General features: G+C 64.3%; 21 protein-coding genes and 1 pseudogene. 9 read left to right on the forward strand and 13 right to left on the reverse strand.

Translation table 11 applies throughout. From position 1 onward, the window contains the following. Nucleotides 1-24 precede the first annotated feature (24 nt). Nucleotides 25-1,863 (forward strand): CHASE3 domain-containing protein, encoded by a 1,839-nt coding sequence (locus M653_RS0111140; protein WP_027143425.1) that lies wholly within the window; start codon nucleotides 25-27, stop codon nucleotides 1,861-1,863. A gap of 18 nt (nucleotides 1,864-1,881) precedes the next feature. Here the strand turns inward: M653_RS0111140 and M653_RS1000000134365 are convergent, their stop codons facing one another. Both M653_RS1000000134365 and M653_RS1000000137585 read right to left on the reverse strand, forming a co-directional pair. Beyond that, nucleotides 1,882-2,283, reverse strand: a complete 402-nt coding sequence (locus M653_RS1000000134365; RefSeq protein ID WP_245262092.1) for a putative glycolipid-binding domain-containing protein — start codon at nucleotides 2,281-2,283, stop codon at nucleotides 1,882-1,884. Beyond that, on the reverse strand, nucleotides 2,190-2,450 hold the full coding sequence (locus tag M653_RS1000000137585) for a putative glycolipid-binding domain-containing protein (protein WP_245262093.1): 261 nt from the start codon (nucleotides 2,448-2,450) through the stop codon (nucleotides 2,190-2,192). The genes M653_RS1000000134365 and M653_RS1000000137585 overlap by 94 nt, the downstream gene beginning before the upstream one ends. A 181-nt stretch (nucleotides 2,451-2,631) precedes the next feature. On the opposite strand from M653_RS1000000137585, the gene ubiG reads away from it, so the two are divergent. Next, entirely contained in the window at nucleotides 2,632-3,381 is a 750-nt protein-coding gene (gene ubiG, locus M653_RS0111150; RefSeq protein WP_027143426.1) for a bifunctional 2-polyprenyl-6-hydroxyphenol methylase/3-demethylubiquinol 3-O-methyltransferase UbiG, read from the forward strand. Between the two features lie 75 nt (nucleotides 3,382-3,456). Here ubiG and M653_RS0111155 read toward each other — a convergent pair whose 3' ends face one another. Further along, the gene (locus M653_RS0111155) at nucleotides 3,457-4,347 is read right to left on the reverse strand and encodes a DMT family transporter (RefSeq protein WP_027143427.1); all 891 of its coding nucleotides are present in this window, start codon (nucleotides 4,345-4,347) and stop codon (nucleotides 3,457-3,459) included. Nucleotides 4,348-4,444: 97 nt separating this feature from the next. On the opposite strand from M653_RS0111155, the gene M653_RS0111160 reads away from it, so the two are divergent. After that, entirely contained in the window at nucleotides 4,445-4,930 is a 486-nt protein-coding gene (locus M653_RS0111160) for a MarR family transcriptional regulator (RefSeq protein ID WP_027143428.1), read from the forward strand. Nucleotides 4,931-4,937: 7 nt separating this feature from the next. On the opposite strand, the gene M653_RS0111165 is transcribed toward M653_RS0111160, so the two are convergent. From M653_RS0111165 to M653_RS0111180, 4 genes are read right to left on the reverse strand one after another with little or no spacing between them, the layout of a single operon-like run. Further along, nucleotides 4,938-5,363 (reverse strand): DUF1178 family protein, encoded by a 426-nt coding sequence (locus M653_RS0111165; protein ID WP_027143429.1) that lies wholly within the window; start codon nucleotides 5,361-5,363, stop codon nucleotides 4,938-4,940. Further along, entirely contained in the window at nucleotides 5,360-6,220 is an 861-nt protein-coding gene (locus M653_RS0111170) for a carbon-nitrogen hydrolase family protein (protein WP_027143430.1), read from the reverse strand. The genes M653_RS0111165 and M653_RS0111170 overlap by 4 nt, the downstream gene beginning before the upstream one ends. Nucleotides 6,221-6,230: 10 nt before the next feature. Continuing rightward, nucleotides 6,231-6,500, reverse strand: coding sequence for a glutaredoxin 3 (grxC, locus tag M653_RS0111175; protein ID WP_027143431.1), 270 nt, complete (start codon nucleotides 6,498-6,500; stop codon nucleotides 6,231-6,233). Between the two features lie 25 nt (nucleotides 6,501-6,525). After that, entirely contained in the window at nucleotides 6,526-7,338 is an 813-nt protein-coding gene (locus tag M653_RS0111180; RefSeq protein ID WP_027143432.1) for a ComF family protein, read from the reverse strand. 63 nt (nucleotides 7,339-7,401) lie between these two features. Here M653_RS0111180 and M653_RS0111185 point away from each other — a divergent pair, with 63 nt between their 5' ends. Continuing rightward, nucleotides 7,402-8,274, forward strand: a complete 873-nt coding sequence (locus M653_RS0111185; protein ID WP_027143433.1) for a methyltransferase domain-containing protein — start codon at nucleotides 7,402-7,404, stop codon at nucleotides 8,272-8,274. Between the two features lie 143 nt (nucleotides 8,275-8,417). Here the strand turns inward: M653_RS0111185 and M653_RS0111190 are convergent, their stop codons facing one another. The 5 genes from M653_RS0111190 to argJ all read right to left on the reverse strand — a co-directional run bounded on the left by M653_RS0111190 (nucleotide 8,418) and on the right by argJ (nucleotide 11,578). Then, the gene (locus tag M653_RS0111190) at nucleotides 8,418-8,597 is read right to left on the reverse strand and encodes a Flp family type IVb pilin (protein WP_027143434.1); all 180 of its coding nucleotides are present in this window, start codon (nucleotides 8,595-8,597) and stop codon (nucleotides 8,418-8,420) included. Between the two features lie 109 nt (nucleotides 8,598-8,706). Beyond that, entirely contained in the window at nucleotides 8,707-9,021 is a 315-nt protein-coding gene (locus M653_RS0111195; protein ID WP_027143435.1) for a hypothetical protein, read from the reverse strand. Nucleotides 9,022-9,139: 118 nt separating this feature from the next. Then, nucleotides 9,140-9,562: a (deoxy)nucleoside triphosphate pyrophosphohydrolase gene (locus M653_RS0111200; RefSeq protein ID WP_027143436.1), complete on the reverse strand. Its 423-nt coding sequence runs from the start codon at nucleotides 9,560-9,562 to the stop codon at nucleotides 9,140-9,142. Further along, a complete protein-coding gene (locus M653_RS0111205) occupies nucleotides 9,555-10,307 on the reverse strand; it encodes a GNAT family N-acetyltransferase (protein WP_027143437.1) in 753 nt (250 codons plus the stop codon). The genes M653_RS0111200 and M653_RS0111205 overlap by 8 nt, the downstream gene beginning before the upstream one ends. 29 nt (nucleotides 10,308-10,336) lie before the next feature. Next, complete coding sequence (gene argJ / locus M653_RS0111210; RefSeq protein ID WP_027143438.1) at nucleotides 10,337-11,578, reverse strand: bifunctional glutamate N-acetyltransferase/amino-acid acetyltransferase ArgJ; 1,242 nt, start codon at nucleotides 11,576-11,578, stop codon at nucleotides 10,337-10,339. A 112-nt stretch (nucleotides 11,579-11,690) separates the two neighbouring features. On the opposite strand from argJ, the gene M653_RS0111215 reads away from it, so the two are divergent. Next, entirely contained in the window at nucleotides 11,691-12,971 is a 1,281-nt protein-coding gene (locus tag M653_RS0111215; RefSeq protein ID WP_245262094.1) for a caspase domain-containing protein, read from the forward strand. Nucleotides 12,972-13,076: 105 nt separating this feature from the next. Continuing rightward, nucleotides 13,077-13,676, forward strand: coding sequence for a TetR/AcrR family transcriptional regulator (locus M653_RS0111220; protein WP_027143440.1), 600 nt, complete (start codon nucleotides 13,077-13,079; stop codon nucleotides 13,674-13,676). Between the two features lie 76 nt (nucleotides 13,677-13,752). Here M653_RS0111220 and M653_RS0111225 read toward each other — a convergent pair whose 3' ends face one another. Further along, nucleotides 13,753-14,679 carry a peptidylprolyl isomerase gene (locus tag M653_RS0111225; protein ID WP_027143441.1) on the reverse strand — a complete coding sequence of 309 codons (927 nt, stop codon included), beginning with the start codon at nucleotides 14,677-14,679 and terminating at the stop codon, nucleotides 13,753-13,755. A gap of 261 nt (nucleotides 14,680-14,940) precedes the next feature. On the opposite strand from M653_RS0111225, the gene secA reads away from it, so the two are divergent. From secA to M653_RS0111240, 3 genes and pseudogenes are all read left to right on the forward strand, one after another. Continuing rightward, the gene (gene secA / locus M653_RS0111230) at nucleotides 14,941-17,667 is read left to right on the forward strand and encodes a preprotein translocase subunit SecA (protein WP_027143442.1); all 2,727 of its coding nucleotides are present in this window, start codon (nucleotides 14,941-14,943) and stop codon (nucleotides 17,665-17,667) included. Nucleotides 17,668-18,091: 424 nt separating this feature from the next. Next, nucleotides 18,092-18,355, forward strand: a pseudogene (locus M653_RS0111235) (polysaccharide biosynthesis C-terminal domain-containing protein); the annotation flags it as partial. Beyond that, entirely contained in the window at nucleotides 18,355-19,635 is a 1,281-nt protein-coding gene (locus M653_RS0111240; protein ID WP_027143444.1) for a GNAT family N-acetyltransferase, read from the forward strand. The pseudogene M653_RS0111235 and the gene M653_RS0111240, both read left to right, overlap by 1 nt. The last annotated feature ends 88 nt before the right edge of the window (nucleotides 19,636-19,723 follow it).

Here is a 19,723-nt window from a genome sequence, read left to right on the forward strand (position 1 = left end):
ATGATTGCTCGTCTTCGGCGCGCCATGCGACTGCAATCGCTCCCGATTATCGCCGGCTTCGCCGCGCTGGCGCTGATCGTCGGCGCCCGTGCCGTGCTCGTCGAGAGCCAGAGGGCCAATCGTGCCGCCGCGCGCGAGACAATTGAATACCAGGAGCAGCTTTCCGGGCTGCTTTCACTGGCGCAAGACGCCGAGAGTGGTCAGCGCGGCTACCTGCTGACAGGTGAAAAATCCTATCTGGAGCCTTATCGGAAGGCCATCGAGGCAATTCCTGGACAACTGGCGCGGATCGAGAGCGCGACCGCTCCCGATGATCAGATCGTCCAGCAGATCAGCCACATCAAGCAAGCGCTTTCGCAAGAGCAGGCTGTGCTGTCCCAGACGATCGCCCTCTATGATCGAGGCGACGCGGCAAAGGCCCTGCAACTGGTCCGCAGCGGCCAGGGCAAGTCAGCCATGGACGAAATCCGCGCCAGCATGGATACGATCCGGCGTATCGGCGCCGCCGCGGTAGCCGCGCGCGACGAGCATACCGATCGGGTCGAGGCCTGGTTGCGCATCGGCTCGCTGGCTGCGTTGCTGGGGATTTTCCTGCTTGGTGTCTACACCATTCGTCAATCCCGCCGCCGCTTCCGCGAGGTGCTCCTCGCCCAGGAAGAGCTGATGCGCAAGAACATCGAGCTCGGCAATGAGATCCAGACGCGTGAAAATGCCGAATCCCAGATACGCCAGATGCAGAAGATGGAAGCCGTCGGGCAGTTGACCGGTGGGATCGCCCACGACTTCAACAACATGCTGGCGGTCATCCTCAGCGCCATGAACCTTGCCCAGCGCAAGCTGAAGCGGGGCGAACATGACATTGAAAAGCTCGTCGAGGCCGCGACGGACGCGGCCAGCCGTGCGGCCAATCTGACCTCCCGCCTGCTTGCCTTCTCCCGTCTGCAGCCTCTGGCGCCGCAGGTTGTCGACACCAACCGGCTGTTGACCGGCATGTCCGATCTTCTGCGCCGTGCCCTGGGTGAAGGCATCCGCATCGAAACCGTGCTGGCGGGCGGCCTGTGGAAAATCCACGCCGATCCCAACCAGCTCGAGAACGCGATCCTCAATCTGGCCGTCAATGCCCGCGATGCCATGGACAATGACGGCAAGCTGACCATCGAGACCGTCAACAGCCACCTCGACGAGGCCTATGCATCGACGCACGCTGACGTCGCGCCTGGCCAATACGTGATGATCGCGGTTACCGACACCGGTGCGGGCATGTCGCCTGACATCATCACCAGGGCCTTCGAGCCCTTCTTCACGACCAAGCCGGTCAATAAGGGCACGGGGCTTGGGCTGAGCCAGGTGTTCGGCTTCGTCAAACAGTCGGGCGGCCACGTCAAGATCTACTCTGAGCCCGGCGAAGGCACGACGATCAAGATCTATCTGCCCCGACTTTTCGGACCTGAGGAGCCGGCGGTTCCAGCCGGGCGCGACAAGGGTGCCGCCACGGTCACCGAGACGATCCTCGTCGTCGAGGACGACGCCCGCGTGCGGGCTTCCACGACGGACGTCATGCGCGAACTCGGCTACACCGTCATCCACGCGGCAGGCGGACAGGAGGCCCTTCAGAAGCTCGCCGCGACACCCGGCATCGCCCTGCTTTTCACCGACATCGTCATGCCGGTGATGAACGGCCGCAAGCTCGCCGAGGAAGCGCTCGCGCGCCAGCCCGGGCTGAAAGTCGTCTTCACCACCGGCTTCACAAGGAACGCCGTGGTCCACAACGGCGTGCTCGACCATGACGTGCACTTCCTGGCCAAGCCGTTCACCATCGATCAACTGGCAGCGAAGCTGCGCGACGTGCTGGACACGAAATAGGCGGCGCCGGAACTCGCATCATCCTGACGCAGTCACGCTTGTCCATAGGCCGGGGTAGTCGACAACAAAGCCGTGCGGCGAGACGCCGAGGATTTCGTCATAGCCGAATAAGGGCGCGGCGTAGGCGTAGCGCGTCTCATCAAGACGCCGATAGGTCTGCTCGAGACGCACCAGTTCCAGTCTGGGAAAGGTCAGGTAAGCAGCCGGAGCGGGCGTCGTTGCGCCGATGCCAAGATCGAACCGGCGGATCGCAAGCAGATTCGACGCGGGCGTGAAACCGAGGTCGACGTCGATAAGACCGGTCACATCATGCTGCGGTTCGCCGTTCAGCATCCACCGGCCGCCGGAATCCCGTTCGATTGTATAATGCAGCCTGCGACTGCCGACAAAGCCGTCGACGCGCGCCGACTGGGTACGCAACCGGTATCGCAGTCTACCCGATAGGCAAGGCAGCATGGCTTGTCGTCCTGGATGAAGATGGCCTGCCCCTCGAGGCTGTGACCGCTATCGGTCCGCGAAAGCAGGCATCCGTCATGCCCTTCGAGGTCAAGCCTCCGCCAAAGGATCGAAACCGGCGTCGCTGTCATCGCTCACTCCTCTGGTTCAAAACGATGCTTCTCATTCGTCCGCGAGGCCGATCGTGTTTCATGGCGATGCGCGGCAGCTGACACGGCCTGACATGGAGCGCCGCGATGTCAGCAGGGGAAAATGTTGCCTTGACATTCGATGCCTCACGCCCGACTTCCTAGCGTCCGAGGAGACCAACCGATGCCTGAGCCCCGACGATCGACGATCGATGCCGGAGAAGTGGAACGCTTTTCCGCCCTTGCCGCCGAATGGTGGAACCCGAACGGCAAGTTTCGTCCGCTGCACAAATTCAACCCAATCCGGCTTTCCTATATCCGCGATCAGATCGCGGCGCGCTTCGGCCGCGACCCGCGCGCAGCGCGGCCGTTCGAGGGCCTGCGTATCCTCGACATCGGCTGCGGCGGCGGGCTTTTGTGCGAGCCAATGGCGCGGCTCGGCGCCGAGGTGGTCGGAGCGGACGCCTCCGAAACAAACATAGAAGTGGCGAAACTGCATGCCGCCGAAGGCAATGTGAGCATCGACTATCGCGCCACGACGGCAGAATATCTCGCCGAGGCCGGCGAGAAATTCGATGTCATCCTCAACATGGAAGTGGTCGAACATGTCGCCGACATCGACCTGTTCGTCGCCAAATGCGGCGAGATGGTCAAGCCCGGCGGCATCATGTTCGTGGCCACCATCAACCGCACGCTGAAGGCGCTCGGCCTGGCCATCATCGGCGCCGAATATGTGTTGCGCTGGCTGCCGCGCGGTACCCATCAGTTCGGCAAGCTGGTGCGCCCGGAAGAGCTGGAAAAGGCGCTGGGCGGCGCCGGCCTGACCATCATCGACCGCACCGGCGTCACCTACAATCCGCTTGCCGACCGCTGGTCGCGTTCGAAGGACATGGACGTCAACTACATGGTGCTGGCGGAAAAGGGATCGGTCTGAACGGCCAATCCTCAGCCGCCGCCGATAGCCACAGTCCGAACCGGCGGCGACGCCGGCGAAATAAGCCCGAACCCGTCAGGCTTTCTGGCTCTGCGCCTTGGTGGTGATGAACACGCCGGCGGTGATGATGACGGCGCCGATCCAGGTCAGCAGGTGATAGTGTTCGCCAAGGAAGATCGTACCGGCAAACAGCCCGACGGCCGCCGCGACATAGCCGATCTGGCTGAGATAGACCGGACCCCCCACCGCCTGCAGCCGGAAGAAGAAAGCAAACATCGCCGATGCCGAGGCCATCTGCGCCACCACGGTGAGCGGCACGGTGCCGAGCTGGATGAAGGCCTTGCCGCCAAGCAAGATCAGGATGCCGACGAGCAGCATCGTCGCGGACGCCAGATGGCTGCCGACCGCGAGTTCGATAGGACCGGTTCCTTCCGGCCAGTCGATGGTGCGGTAGATGTTGCCGGCAGCGAGACTGACAGGAATGAGCAGGCCCAGGACGACCCAGAAGATTTCGGCCGGCTGGCCGGCCTCGCCGCGCGTCACCGCCACCATGACCGCGCCGACGAAGCCGACGGCGATGCCGATGATGCCCAGCATGTTGGGGCGCCGCACACCGAGCAGGATTGAAAACACCAGCGTGATGACCGGCGACAGCGTGAACATGATGCCGGTGTAGCCGGCGCCCAGATGCGGAATGGCCGAAAACATCAGGAGATTGGGGACGGCATAAGACACCGCGGCGGTGACGAAGAAATAGCGCAGTTTGTGCCCGGTGAGCCGGATGCGCTGGCCGCGCAGCAGCAATACGACGAGAAGCACACCGCCGGCGCCGAGCGAGATGACGAAGGCCCAGACCATGGCCGGCACGCCGGCCGCCGTGGCGAGCTTGCCGAAAGGCAGCGTCAGGCCAAGCAGGCCGCCGGTGACGACCAGCAGGCCGAGCGCCGAATCCCAGAGAAGCTTCATCATCGAGCCCTGTCGCGTGCGGCCCTTGGCCGGTATTGCATCTTCGGGTAAGATAGCGGGAAGATTCTTAGCGTCAAGATACATTACGGTGAGATAGATGGACCGTGCTGGGAAAGCCATCGAGCAATGGCAGCGGGAACGACCGGACCTGGACGTGTCGCCGATGGCGGTGATCGGGCGCTTGAATGAGGTCTCCGCGCTGATCGCCCGCGATCGCCTTGCGCCGCTCTTTGCCCGTTTCGGACTGCAGGCGGGAGAGTTCGATGTGCTGGCGACGCTGCGCCGCTCAGGCTCGCCTTACGCGCTGACCCCGACAGCGCTTTACGAGGCGACGATGGTGACCTCCGGCGCCATGACCAACAGGCTGGATCGGCTCGAAACATCCGGATTGATCCAGCGCGCGCCACACCCCAACGATCGGCGCGGCATCGTCGTGCGGTTGACCGAAAAGGGGTTCGCCTTGATCGACGAAGCTGTTGCCGCCCACGTGGCCAATGAGCACCAGATCCTGTCCGGCCTGACACAAACCGAACGAGAAACACTTTCGCGTCTGCTGGAAAAACTGATCGGCAGCGTAAGCTAATTGCTAGCTAGTTCCGGTCGTCCGGAAACACCGGGATCGGCATGAAATCGACGCCGTCCTCGGCCAGGCCCTTGGCCTCTTCCAGCGTCGCCTCGCCATAGATGCCGCGGGCATCGGTTTCGCCGAAATGGATCTTGCGCGCTTCCTCGGCGAACTTGTCGCCGACATAGTCCGCATTCTCGCGCACCTTCTCGGCCATCGCCTTCAGTTGTGCCATGGCCTGCTTCTGCGCCTCGCCCATGGCAAGTGCTATGGTTTCCTGCTTGCGGGCCGTGGAAACGGCGGGCGCCATCAGGGCCTTCTCGACCTTGTGCGAGCCACAGCTGGGGCAATCGACAAAGCCGCGCTTCTTCTGCGTGTCGAAATCGTCATTGCTGCGAAACCAGCCCTCGAACTGGTGCTCGTTTTCGCAGATGAGGGAAAAGCGGATCAAGAGGCGGCACCCCTGAGACGCGGCGCCTCGCCGGCGTTGATGGTGAAATCCCGCGCATTTTTCAAATTGGGGATCTTCTTGCGCGCGGCAATCGACTGCGCCGGGTCGATCTCGGCAACGATCACGTCAGGTTCGTCATGCGCGGCTTCCGCGATGATGCGGCCCCACGGATCGACGATCAGCGAATGCCCATAGGTCTCGCGGCCGTCCTCGTGCAGACCGCCTTGCGCGGCGGCTACGACAAAGGCGCCGTTCTCGATGGCGCGTGCTCTGAGTAGCACATGCCAGTGCGCCTCGCCGGTCTGGCGGGTGAAGGCGGCCGGCACGGAAAGCAGGTCGGCGCCGGCCATCGCCTCGGCGCGGAACAGTTGCGGAAAACGCAGATCGTAGCAGACGGCAAAGCCGAGCTTCGCACCCCCGATCCCGGTGACGACGGCCTCTGTGCCGGGCTCGTAGGCGGCCGATTCACGCCAGCTCTCGCCATTATCGAGATCGACGTCGAACATGTGGACCTTGTCGTAGGTGGCGAGCGTCGCGCCATCGGGTCCGAACAGGAGCGCGCGGTTGGCGAGCTTGCCGTCGGCGCGCAGGATGGCAGTCGAGCCAATATGCAGGAACACGCCGAGTTCGCGCGCCAGCCTGCGCGCCGTCGAGACGATGATGTCCTTGTCCTCGGAGGTGAAGGAGGCGGCACGCGCTTGCCTGTCGCGGATCAGCGCGCCGGTCATCTCCGGCGTCTGGATGTAGGTCGCGCCCTGGACTGCCGCCTCGCGCACCATCCGCTCCATATCGGCCGCATTGCGCTCGGGGCTCTCGCCTGAACGCATCTGCACTGCCGCTGCCTTGAAGACACCCATTCTCACACCCTCAAATCGACGCGCCGTTGGCGAGCAGTTTGTCCAGCCGGCCTTCCGCCTCCAGTTCATGGAGGTCGTCGCAGCCGCCGACATGCGTGTCGCCGATGAAAATCTGCGGAAAGGTCGTGCGCCCGTGAGCCCGCGACATCATCTCCTGGCGCAGTTCCGGCGAGAAGGACGCATCGTGCTCGGTATAGGCGACGCCTTTGCGCTCCAGCAGCCGCTTGGCCGCCGTGCAGTAGCCGCACATCATGCGCGTATAAATCGTGACATCGACCATGACGAATTCCGCTTCCGTTGCCGACTTATATAGTCGCGGACTCGTCCGCCCGGAAGTCCCCCGGCAACACGCGGGCAAAGGTCAGCACGTCGACGGCGGCGGCACCTTCCTTTTTCAGCGCCTTGGTGGCGGAACGCACGGTGGCACCGGTGGTGTAGACATCGTCGATCAGAAGCACCCTGCGGCCGGCAATCTCGATCTCGGCCTCGGCTGGCACGCGAAAGGCGGCGCGCACGTTCTCCTCGCGCTCCTGCCGCTCCAGCCCCACCTGCTGGCGGGTGAGTTTCACGCGATGCATGGCGGAAGGCGCGAAAGATAGCCCGCTGAGCTCGCAAACCGCGCGCGCCAGTTCCGCCGATTGGTTGAACCGCCGCCTGAAAAAACGGCGCCAATGCAGCGGCACAGGCACCACCACATCCGCGTCGGCGATGAGGTCGGCGCCCACGCGGACCATCCAGCGCGCCATCCAGGGAGCGAGATCGGTGCGATCCTGGTATTTCAGCCCTTGCACCATCTGGCGGGCGACGCCGGAATAGGCGACCGCTGCCCGCGCCCGCTCGAAGGGCGGCGGATCGGCGATCGCCTCCGCCGACAGAAAACCCTCGCCCATGTGATGGGTGAACGGCGTGCCCATTACCGGGCACCAGGGCCGCTCCAGGAGCCGCAGCTTCGGCCAGCAGGCGCCGCACAGCACGCCGGGCTGCGACACCTGCCGGCGGCAACCGGCGCAGACCGGCGGAAACAGGATACGCGCCGGCCAGCCAAGAGCCGACCGGGCTGCCGACCCGGCCAGCTTCCTGATCTCCTCGGACTTGATCTTGGGCATCGGATCGGCCACGTGGTTGGTTTCTCGTCGCCACCATACGAACCATATGGGCGCGGATATACAAGGACCCATCCCTTGCAACCTATAATGGATACCTCCCTGTGGCTGGCGCACAAGCGGCGTGCGCTCATCCATCCGGTTGACGGTGCCGACTTCCTCATGCATCGCGCCGTCGAGGACCTTGCCGACCGGCTGGGCGCCGTCGAGCGTAGGTTCGCCAAGGCGGCGGTGCTGTTTTGCCAGACCTCGGCCGCGGCCGACGTCCTTGCGCGGAGCGGCAAGGTAGCCGACATCGCCCGTGTCGAGGCAGACGCGGTTTTCTTGAATGGTGCCGCCGGCCTGATTGCGCCGCTGGAGACCGTGCCGTTCGAGCCGCAGGATCTCGATCTGGTGGTGTCGCTTTTGTCGCTGCAGACGATGAACGACATCCCGGGCATGCTGATCCAGATCCGCCGCGCCCTGCGGCCGGACGGACTTTTCCTTGGCGCCTTCGCAGGCGCGGGCACGCTTGCGGAACTGCGCGAAAGCCTGCTTGCCGCGGAGACCGAACTCTACGGTGGCGCCAGCCCGCGCGTCATCCCGTTTACCGATGTGCGCGATGCCGGCGCACTGCTGCAGCGCGCCGGTTTCGCACTGCCGGTCGCCGACGTCGAGACGGTGACCGTGCGCTATGCCGACCTGTTTGCGCTTATGGCCGATCTGCGTGCCATGGGCGAAACCACCGCGCTTACCGACCGCAGCCGGCGGCCGGGGTCACGAAGGCTGTTTGCCCGCGCCGCGGAAATCTACGCCGAACGCTTTTCCGACTCCGATGGTCGCATCAGGGCAAGCTTCTCGATTGTCTGGATGTCCGGCTGGGCGCCCGACGCGTCGCAGCAAAAGCCGCTGAAGCCCGGTTCCGCCAAGGTTTCGCTAAAGACGATATTAGAGAAGCCTGAAGGACACTGACCCGTTCGCGGGCATCAGCCCCAGAGCAATCCAGGAAACCGCGTAGCGGTTTTCCCCGGGAAAACGCGTAGCGCTTTGCCTTGCGGAATTGCGTGAAAACAGGAGTTAGAGCGGTCCAGCGGTTCTATCAAACAATGACCGCCCTACTGGGCGAAGGCGTTGGCAAGTCTACTGGAATTGTCGCTGAACAACCAAGTGATCGCGTTGAAGACCTGACTGATGCCGCTGACGATCGTCAGCGACAGCACGGCAATGATCAGGCCATATTCGATGGCCGTGGCCCCGTTTTCGTCCTTCAGAAAGCGTAGCAGCACTGTTTTCATCACGTTCATCCCTCTTGCCGCAACCCTACCGCCGACCTGTTAAGAAAGGTTAACGGCACAGGCTTAACAGGCGATGAAATCGCCGCCTTTCGGAAATGTCTTAACCTTGTCAGCAGTCGCCACTGCTTTTGCCGTCGGAGCGGATAATGCAGACCCCGCCGGGCTCGGCCTGCAGCACGCTGCGGCGCACTGTATAGGTGCTGCGATGACTGATCGAACCCGTAGCCGTCATGTCGAGGCCGGGGAAATCTTCGCGGGCCGATTGCGAGCGCGTCTGACTGTCGAGGAAGGGGGTCGCGATCAGCGCCAGCGCCACCGCGGCCGATCCGAACAGCAACGTGATCCGCAGGACGCCCATGCCGGCATCGGCGGCACGAAAACCGCGGTCGGGCCGGATCGTATCCCAATCCCTGTCCAGGCTCATTCTATCGCTCCCCAGCGCATGGCGGCGGCCGTACCAGAACGGCCATCCATCAATTTTTCATGATGAGATAAATCTTCCATTAACGCTGAACCGACATGGACCGTGGTCCAATCAGCTCTCAGAGGAGATCGATCAGGAAGGGGATCAATGGCGCGTCGGCCGGCGGCATCGGATAGTCGCGCATCTGTTTCGGCCGCACCCATTTCAGCGCCTGCCCTTCCCTCGGCTGGGCGATGCCGCGGAAGCGGCGGCAGACAAACAGCGGCATCAGCAGATGGAAGTCGTCATAGGAATGGCTGGCGAAGGTCAGCGGCGCCAGGCATGGGATCTCGGTTTCGATGCCGATCTCCTCATGCAGTTCCCGGATGAGGCATTGTTCCGGCGTCTCTCCGGCTTCGACCTTGCCGCCGGGAAACTCCCAGAGGCCGGCAAGTTGCTTGCCTTGCGGCCGCTGCGCCAGCAGCACGCGACCGTCGGCATCGACCAGCGCGCAAGCGGCGACCAGGAGCAGGCGCTTGCCGCTGGATATCACATCATTCATGTCCGGGCGGCCGGCGGTAATGATAGCGATAGACTTCCTCGAAGCCGAGCGCGCGGTAGAGCGCCAGCGCCGGCGCGTTACCCGCCTCGACCTGCAGCCAGGCTTCCCGCGCGCCGCGCAGCCTCGCCCATTTCAGCGCCGACAGGATCAGGTTGCGGCCGTGACCCTTGTTGCGCGCCGCCTTGTCGGTGGCGACCTCGAACAGGCCGGCCAGATCGCCGTCATGCACGCAGATCAGCGTCGCCAGCGGCTCCGCCCCATCCTCGAGCGCGAACAGCCCGGCCTCGGGCTGGATAGCGCCGATGATCTCCGACAGGCCCGGCCGCAGCGATACGTCAGAGCCGCTGACCTTGAGCAATGCGCCGATGAAGCGGCTAATGTCCTTGAGCGGGATCTGGTCCATGGCGGCGTCGAGATGCGCGTCGGCCAACGGCAGCCGCATGACGAGCGATTCGTCGAACCGGCTCCAGCCCTCCTTGTCGAGATGGCTGGCAAGATCGGGCCCGGAGAGTGGCGACATGCGGAACGTCAACGGCCGGCCATAGGCATCGAAACGGCGGCTCGCGCGACCGATGCGGTCGGCGATGTGCTGGATGTCGCCGGGATCGAGCGGATTGACCGAGTTCAGCCGCTTGGCCGGATGGCCGGCGGTCAGGCGCACCACCCACGTGCCGTCATAATGAACGGCGGCCGCGGGCCAGGCGCGAAAGCCGGCCGCCTCGTAGCGGCGCACTGTCGCGAGCATGCTTGCAGGATGACGCGAACCCAAGGCAATCAGCTCCGGTAGTCGCCGTTGATGGCGACATATTCCTTGGTGAGATCGCAGGTCCAAACCGTCGCCTTGCCACGGCCGATGCCGATATCGGCGCGGATGCGGATGTCGTCGCGTTTCATGTAGGCCGAGGTCGCCTCTTCCGAATAGCCGGGGTCGCGCTCGCCCTCATGCGCCAGCCGGTTGTCGCCGAACCAGATCGACAGCCGGTCGCGATCCGCGGGCTCGCCGGCCTTGCCGACGGCCATGACAACGCGGCCCCAATTGGCGTCCTCGCCGGCGACCGCGGTCTTCACCAGCGGCGAATTGGCGATCGACAGCGCGATGCGTTTGGCCGAGCGGGCCGACTTGGCCCCGGTGACGGTGACCTCGACCTGCTTGCGGGCGCCCTCGCCGTCGCGCACCACCTGCAGCGCCAGCGACTTCAGCACCTTGCCGAGCGCCCGACGGAACTGGCTAAGGCGGGCATCTCTTGGATCGGTGATTTCAGGCGCGCCGCGCTTTGCCGCCTTGCCGGTGGCGAACAACAGCAGCGTGTCGCTGGTCGAGGTGTCGCTGTCGACGGTCACCGCGTTGAACGTCTTGGCCGTGCCGCGCGACAACAGGTCCTGCAGGACCGGTGCCGCGATCGGCGCGTCGGTGGCGATGAAGGACAGCATCGTCGCCATGTCGGGCGCGATCATACCGGCGCCCTTCGAAATGCCGTTGATGGTGACATCGGCGTCGCCGAGCTTGACCGTCTGCGTCGCGACCTTCGGATAGGTATCGGTGGTCATGATGGCCTTTGCCGCCTCGGTCCACAGGTCCGGCTTGCCGTCGCTGACCAGCCCGGCGAGCAGATGGCTGAACTTGGTCGTGTCGAGCGGCTCGCCGATGACACCGGTCGAGGCGAGGAAAACCTCAGCTGCCGTGCAGCCGGCCGCCTTGGCCGCTGCTTGGCCCGTCAGCGCGGTCGATTCGCGGCCTTTCTTGCCGGTGAAGGCGTTGGCGTTGCCGGAATTGACGACCAGCACCCGCGCCTTGCCGGTGCCAAGGTTCTGCCGGCAGAAATCGACCGGCGCCGAGGGACATTTCGACTTGGTGAACACGCCGGCGACCGCGGTGCCGGCGTCGAACACCATGGCCAGGAGATCCGTACGGTTTTTGTACTTTATTCCCGCTTCGGCGGTGGCGATGCGCACCCCTTCGATTTCCGGCATTTTGGGGTATTTCTTTGGCGCGAGCGGCGAAATCGTCGTGGACATGGAACCTCGGGCGGGAAAATCGCAAGGGGAAGGCCGGTTTGCCCGATACGGCGCGCCGGTGCAAGCGCCGTTTTCGTCGCTCCCGCCAGGGCAAACACGTTCAGGATCAAGCTTGCATTTCAAATCTGTTGGCGTCACCAGGGTCCATGGCGCTATGATCCTCCCCATGGGCAGGCTTGCGATCCTCGCTTGGGCATTTCTGGGGCTTTTGCTGCTGCGCGCCGACGCCGAGCCGGCGCGGCGCGTGGCGCTCGTCATCGGCAACGGCACCTATGCCGAGGCCGGCACGCTGGCCAATCCCGTCAACGACGCGCTCGACATCGCCGACAAGCTGCGTTCCATCGGCTTCGAGGTCATCGAAGGCAACGATCTCGGCAAGCGCGCGCTTGAACGCAGCATTGGCGAGTTCTCAGATGCGCTCGAAGGTGCCGGCGTCGGGCTTTTCTATTATGCCGGCCACGGCCTGCAGGTCGAAGGCCGCAACTATATCGTGCCGGTCGATGCCAGGCTCGACATGCCGGTGAAGCTGCAGCTCGAAGCAGTGCCGATCGACGAAGTCCTCGACATCATGGAACAACAGACCAAGGTCAGCCTGGTCTTTCTCGATGCCTGTCGCAACAACCCGTTTGCCCGCAGCTTGAGCCGCACCGCCTCCACCCGCTCCGCGGCGGCGCTGGCGGGTCTGGCGCAGTTCGATTCGACGCGCGGCTCATTCATCGCCTTTTCGACCGCGCCGGGTGCTGTCGCCATGGACGGTAGCGGGCGCAACTCGCCCTTCGCCCAGGCCCTGCTGCGCCACATCGCCGAACCCGGCCAGAGCATCAACGACATGATGATCGCGGTGCGCCGCGACGTGGTTTCGCAAACCCGCGATGCCCAGCGCCCCTGGGAGCAGGGTTCGCTGCTCGAACGCTTCGAATTTGTGCCCGGCGAAGGACCGGAAAAAACGCCTGCGCCGGCCACCCCACCCGCGCCCTCGACGCAAGTGGCTACGCTCGAGCGTTCGGTCGGCAACGACAAAAGCGCGATCGAGAAATTCCTGCGCGACGACTACCTGTCGCCGGACGTCAAGGACATGCGCACCGCCGTCCGCCGGCTTTACGGACCATCGGCCACCATCTTCGGCACGCCTTACGATGCCGAGACGCTTGTGAAGGTGAAGAGCGACTGGTTCGCGCAATGGGCCTCGTGGTCGCTCGGCCTCGAACCGGGCAGCCTGGAGGTCACACCGCTTGGCGAGGGCAGCGCCCAGGCCGTCTTTGCCATGAACTACGACTACAGGCCAAAGGACAAGTCCGCGGCACCTGTGGCCGGCAAGGCGCGGGTGACGCTGGAATTGGTCAAGACCGATAAGGGATGGCGCGTCGTGTCAGAGACATCGCGGGCGATGTGAGACACCGCTTGATGACTGCGGCGCCCCTGCGTCACAAAACGGGTCGTTTCGTTTCATCGCCGGATCGCTTATCGTTGCCAGCGAATTCAAATGAGGACGACAAGAATGGCCGAGGAGGCTGATACGGCGCGCAAATCGATCGGTGCGCGGCGCAATCCCGACAGTGCGGACGCCATACTGGAGGCGGCCGAGGCAGTCCTTGTCGAGGCCGGTTATGCCGGTTTCTCGATCGAAGCGGTGGCGCGGCGCGCACGCGCCGGCAAGCCGACTATCTATCGCTGGTGGCCAAGCAAGGCGGCGCTGCTGCTGGAGGTCTATCAGCGCCAGAAGCGCGTCGACGTTCCCGATACGGGAAAACTGGAGGAGGACCTCGTCGGCTTTTTGATGAACCTGTTCTCGCACTGGCGCGAGACATCGTCGGGCAGCGTGTTCAGGTCCCTGATCGCCGAGGCGCAGTCGGATGAAACCGCCGCCGAAGCCCTTGCCGATTATGCTGGCGGACGCCGGGCCCACACCCGCCAGATCATCGAACGCGCCAACGCAAGGGGCGAGATCGACAGCGACATCGATCCGGCCGTGGTCACCGATCTCGTGGCTTCCTACGCCTGGCGGCATCTCCTGACCAACCGGCTCGGCGAACCCGAAGCGACGATCCGCAAGGTGGTTCGATATCTCCTGCAAGGCATAGCAGCGCCCGGCAGGTAGGCACCGCTGGCAAGTGCCAAAGAAAAAAGGGCGCGGCGCCTTTCGGCTGCCGCGCCCTTTTCGAAGCTGTTCGGGCTTACTTGGCGCTTTCCAGCGTATCGACGGCCTTCTTCAGCTTGGCGTCGGGGATCTCGATCTTGGCACCAGCGCGCAGCGACTTGACCAGTGCGAAATACTTGTCCCGGATGACAGCCTGCTTGGCCTGGTCCTTGACCTCGTCGAAGGCCGGCGGCTGCTTGGCGCGCTTGTCCTCGAGCTTGATGACGTGCCAGCCGAACTGGGACTGGACCGGCTGCTCGGTATACTTGCCGACATCGAGCGCGAACGCCGCCTTGTCGAACTCCGGCACCATCTGGCCAGGTCCGAACCAGCCGAGGTCGCCGCCATTGGACTTGCCTGAGGGATCGCTGGTGTGTTCGTTGGCGAGCTTCTGGAAGTCGGCGCCGCCGTCGAGCTGCTTGATGATCGCGTCGGCCTCTTCCTTCGTCTTCACGAGGATGTGACGGGCATGCACCTCGTTGACCGGCGGCGTGTTGGCGATTTCCTGGTCGTAGCGGGCGCGAACCTCGGCGTCGGTGACCTTGTCGACGACGCCCTTCTCGACCATTTCGCCATGCAGCGCGCGCTGCTGCAGGAAGGCCATGCGGCGCTGGAAGTCGGGATCCTTGTCGAGGCCAGCGGTGACCGCCTGGGCGGCCATGACGCGGATTTCGATGGCCGCCGAAAGGGCCGCGGCGCGGCGCTGCTCGGGCGGCAACTGCGCGAACTGCTGCGACAGTTCGCCCTCGGCAAGCACCAGATCGGCTTCGGTCAAGGGCTGGCCATTGACGGTGGCGATCACGGTATTCGGGTCGACCGGCGCCGCGGCCGGTGCGGCCGCATCCGCCGGGGCAGCCGGTGCGGGAGCGGTCTCCTGCGCCATCGATGGCGACAGGCAAAGAGCCGACAGGCCCAGGGCAAGGCCAAGGCTGGCAAGCGACGCACGGCTGAACAACAAGGACATAAGGATGACTCCGGTGAGGGATTGTAAGGAGGGCGGCTTCCAGATCAGCCAGATTGTGGCGGAATTTGGCGCGACCGGCAGGGCCAGCGCGGCGTTGACATCAGTTGAGCCCCCTCTTATCTGTCCATCGACTTGGCGTCCAGAACCGTTTTCCGGGCGCTTTTTGTGTTTGCCCGCATTCAGGCGGTGCGTTCACGTGGATGTGATGGGGCCGGCCGGCGCCTGTCTCAAGATTGAGAATTCTATCGAAAGGACCATTGGATGGTCAGTCTCGGCGGTCTCGCCCGTAAGGTTTTCGGTTCCTCCAACGACCGTCGGGTCAAATCGACCCGCCCCCGCGTCGAGGCGATCAACGCCATGGAAAACGAGATGCGGGCACTCTCCGACGCCGAGCTTGCCGGCCGCACGGAAAAATTCCGCCAGGACATCGCCAATGGCGCCAGCCTTGACGACCTGCTGATCCCTGCCTTCGCGACCGCCCGCGAGGCGGCGCGCCGCGTGCTCGGCATGCGCCCCTTCGACGTCCAGCTGGTTGGCGGCATGGTGCTGCACAATGGCGGCATCGCCGAGATGCGCACCGGCGAGGGCAAGACCCTGGTCGCGACGCTGCCGGTCTATCTCAACGCGCTTGCCGGCAATGGCGTCCATGTCGTCACCGTCAACGACTATCTCGCCACCCGCGACTCCGAATGGATGGGCCGCGTCTACAAATTCCTTGGCCTTTCGGTCGGCGTCATCGTCCACGGCCTGTCGGACGAGGAGCGCCGCGTCGCCTACGCCTCCGACGTCACCTACGCCACCAACAACGAGCTCGGCTTCGACTATCTGCGCGACAACATGAAGTATGAGCGCGCCCAGATGGTGCAGCGCGGTCACAATTACGCGATCGTCGACGAGGTCGATTCCATCCTGGTCGACGAAGCACGCACGCCGCTGATCATTTCCGGTCCGCTCGAGGACCGTTCGGAAATGTACAACACCATCGACACCTTCATCATCCAGCTGCAGCCGCAGGATTATGAAATCGACGAGAAGCAGAAGACCTCGATCTTCACCGAGGAAGGCACCGAGAAGCTGGAGAACATGCTGCGCGATGCCGACCTGCTCAAGGGCGAGTCGCTCTACGACGTCGAGAACGTCGCCATCGTCCATCACGTCAACAACGCGCTGAAGGCGCACCGGCTGTTCCAGCGCGACAAGGACTACATCGTGCGCAACGGCGAGATCGTCATCATCGACGAGTTCACCGGCCGCATGATGCCGGGCCGCCGCTATTCGGAAGGCCTGCACCAGGCGCTCGAAGCCAAGGAACATGTGGCGATCCAGCCGGAGAACCAGACGCTCGCCTCCGTCACCTTCCAGAACTATTTCCGCCTCTACAAGAAGCTTTCCGGCATGACCGGCACGGCGCTGACCGAGGCCGAGGAATTCGGCAACATCTACGGTCTCGAAGTCACCGAGATCCCGACCAACCTGCCCGTTATCCGCAAGGACGAGGACGACGAGGTCTACCGGACGGTCGAGGAGAAGTACAAGGCGATCGTCCGGGAGATCCGCGAAGCCAGCGCCAAGGGCCAGCCGACGCTGGTGGGCACGACGTCGATCGAGAAGTCCGAGCAGTTGGCCGAGCGCCTGCGCAAGGAAGGCTTCACGGATTTCGAGGTGCTGAACGCCCGTCACCACGAGCGCGAGGCAGCGATCGTCGCCCAGGCCGGCAAGCCCGGCGCCATCACCATCGCCACCAACATGGCCGGCCGCGGCACCGACATCAAGCTCGGCGGCAATGCCGAGATGCGCATCGCCGACGAGCTGGGCGACATGCCGGAGGGTCCCGAGCGCGAGGCGCGTGAAAAGGAGATTTATGCCGACGTCGAGCGCCTGAAGGAAAAGGCGCTGGCCGCCGGCGGCCTTTACGTGCTCGCCACCGAGCGCCATGAGTCACGCCGCATCGACAATCAGCTCAGAGGTCGTTCGGGCCGCCAGGGCGACCCCGGCCGCTCGAAATTCTTCCTGTCGCTGCAGGACGACCTGATGCGCATCTTCGGCTCCGAGCGCATGGATGGCATGCTGCAGAAGCTCGGCCTCAAGGAAGACGAGGCGATCATCCACCCGTGGATCAACAAGGCGCTGGAAAAGGCGCAGAAGAAGGTCGAGGCGCGCAACTTCGACATCCGCAAGAACCTGTTGAAATATGACGACGTCTCCAACGACCAGCGCAAGGTGGTGTTCGAGCAGCGCATCGAGCTGATGGACGGCGAAGGCCTCTCGGAAACCATCGGCGAGATGCGCGAAGGCGTCATCGACGAGATCGTCGCCAAGGCGATACCCGAAAACGCTTATGCCGAGCAGTGGGACGTCGCGGGCCTGAAGGCCGAGGTCGCCGAATTCCTCAATCTCGACCTGCCGGTCGAGGACTGGGTGAAGGAAGAAGGCATCGCCGAGGACGACATCCGCGAGCGCATCTCCGCCGCCGCCGCCGACGCCGCCAAGGAGCGCGCCGACCGTTTCGGCCCCGAGGTGATGACCTATGTCGAGCGCTCGGTGGTGCTGCAGACGCTCGACCATCTGTGGCGCGAGCACATCGTCAATCTCGACCATCTGCGTTCGGTGGTCGGCTTCCGCGGCTACGCCCAGCGCGATCCGCTGCAGGAATACAAGAGCGAGGCGTTCGAGCTGTTCCAGGCGATGCTCGGCAATCTGCGCCAGGCCGTCACCGCGCAGCTGATGCGCGTCGAACTGGTCCGCCAGGCCGCCGAAGCCCCACCGCCCGAAGCGCCCGACATGTTCGGCACGCATATCGACGGCACCACCGGCGAGAATGATGGCGGCGAGACCGCCCTTCTGGTCCGCCCCGACACAACCGCCATTGTCGCGCCCGAAGATCGCGACCCGAACAACCCCGCAAGCTGGGGCAAGGTCGGCCGCAACGAAGCCTGCCCCTGCGGCTCCGGCAAGAAATACAAGCACTGCCACGGCGCGTTCGCGTAGCGGCGCGGCTCTTTCCTTCTCCCTGTTTCACGGGGAGAAAGTGGCCCGAAGGGCCGCGATGAGGGCGGCGCCGAGGCTTGCGATTTTGTCTGATGTCTCCACCTGGAGATGACTTCGCAACCGCGGCTCGCCTGTAGGCGGATTCCTCCAACCTTCCCGACGTAAATCTCCGAAGCCGGCGCCGCCCCTCATCCGCCTGCCGGCACCTTCTCCCCGTATAGTGACGGGTAGAAGAAAGCTCCCCACCCAACCGTTTCTTAAGGTGTCTTCGCTACACCAAAGCCTGAAAAGAGGCGGAAAACGGAGAGAAATCGGGGTGCGCTTTTCCGCGGCCACGACTGCCGGGCGGTTCTTGCCGCAGCGTTTGGCGCTGGGGCCGCTGCTTGACCGCATCGACGCCGTGCTGCTTACCGCTGACGAGCGCGTCGTGGCTCGCGCCGCCGTCGGTCCTTGCGAAAGCCTGCTCGCCATGAGCGGCAACCAGAATGTCCGCGCAGCCGTCCATGCCGTGACACTGGCCTTCAACATCGGGCTCATCGTGGTGCTGATCCCGTTTTTCGGCCTGTNGGGCGCGGCCGTGGCCACCGCCTTCGCCATGATCTTCGAGGCCGGCGCGCTGTCCTTCACGGTCCGGCACAAGCTCGGCATCGTCATGGCGATCTTCGTGCCAGCCAAAGGAGCCGCCTGATGGCCGCCATCCCCTTGCTCGAGGAAACCAGCGGCGGTTCCGCCGGCGCCATGGTGTCCGGCCTTGCCGGGCTGGCGCGCGACGCCGATCCGGCCCATATCGAGATCCTCGCCAACAACCGGCCCGAGCGCAAACTCGCGATCTACCCGGCATCGGCCGGCTTCGACCTGGTCGAGGAACTCGATTATCTCTGCGCCCGCACGATCGAGCCGAACGTCTTCTTCAACCCACGCTTCCTGGCGCCGGCCATGCCCCGGCTGGAAGACCGCGAGGTGCGCCTTGCAGTGATCCGCGACGGTGATGAATACCGCAACCGGCTGCGCCTGCTGGTGCCGATCTCGGTGGAACGGCCGGTGGTGCCGCTGGGCGTGCCGGTCATGCGCACATGGTCGAGCCCGTTCGGTCCGCTCGGCACGCCGTTGATCGACCGCGACGATCCGGTCGGCGTGGTCGAGGATTTCTTCTCGATGCTGTCGCGCCCGCATTTGAAGTTGCCGAAAGTCATGGTCCTGCCCGACATCAGGCTGGACGGTCCGGTGGCGAGCCTGATCGGCACCGTGGCCGAGACGCGCGGCCTGATGCTGGTCACCACGGGCCAGACCTCACGCCCGGTGCTGGAGAGCGAACTCGACGGCGACGACTATCTGAAGGCTTCGCTGCGCGCGCACCATTATCGCGAGTTTCGCCGCCTGAAGCGGCGCCTCGGCGATCTCGGCAAGCTCGAACATGTCGTGGCACGCGGCCCCGAGGAAATCCGCCACGCCATCGAGCACTTCCTGACGCTGGAAGCGTCCGGCTGGAAAGGCCGCGAGCGCACCGCCATGGCGATCGACCGCTTCCGCGCCGCCTTCGCCCGCGAGGCTGTGCACCGGCTGGCCGAACAGGACATGTGCCGCATTCATTCGCTGACGCTCGACGGCCGCACCATCGCTTGCCTGATCGTCTTCATCGAGGCCGGCGTCGCCTACACCTGGAAGACAGCCTATGACGAGACGCTGGCCGTCTATTCGCCCGGCACGCTGCTGATGATCGAGGTCACCAGGCAGCATCTCGAAGACCCCAACATCATGATGACCGATTCCTGCACCGTGCCCGATCACCCGGTGATGAGCCGGCTATGGAGCGAGCGCAAGCCGGTCGGCACGCTGGTGATCGGGTTGACTCGCGACGCCGACCGCCTCGCCCGCCAGGCCGCCTCCCAGTTGCACCTCTACCGCGAGACCCGCAACATGGCGCGACTGCTGCGCAACCGGATGAAGAGTTTGCTGAAAAGGCGGTAAGGGGTCCGTCGAGACGAGCCTGGCCGCGGTCAATCAACCTGTCGCGCAGCCGGCGTATCGCGTTCTGCAATGGAGGTCGCGGTTTCTT

Source organism: Mesorhizobium sp. WSM3626, assembly GCF_000513935.1.
In the GTDB taxonomy this organism is placed as follows: Bacteria; Pseudomonadota; Alphaproteobacteria; order Rhizobiales; family Rhizobiaceae; genus Mesorhizobium; species Mesorhizobium salmacidum.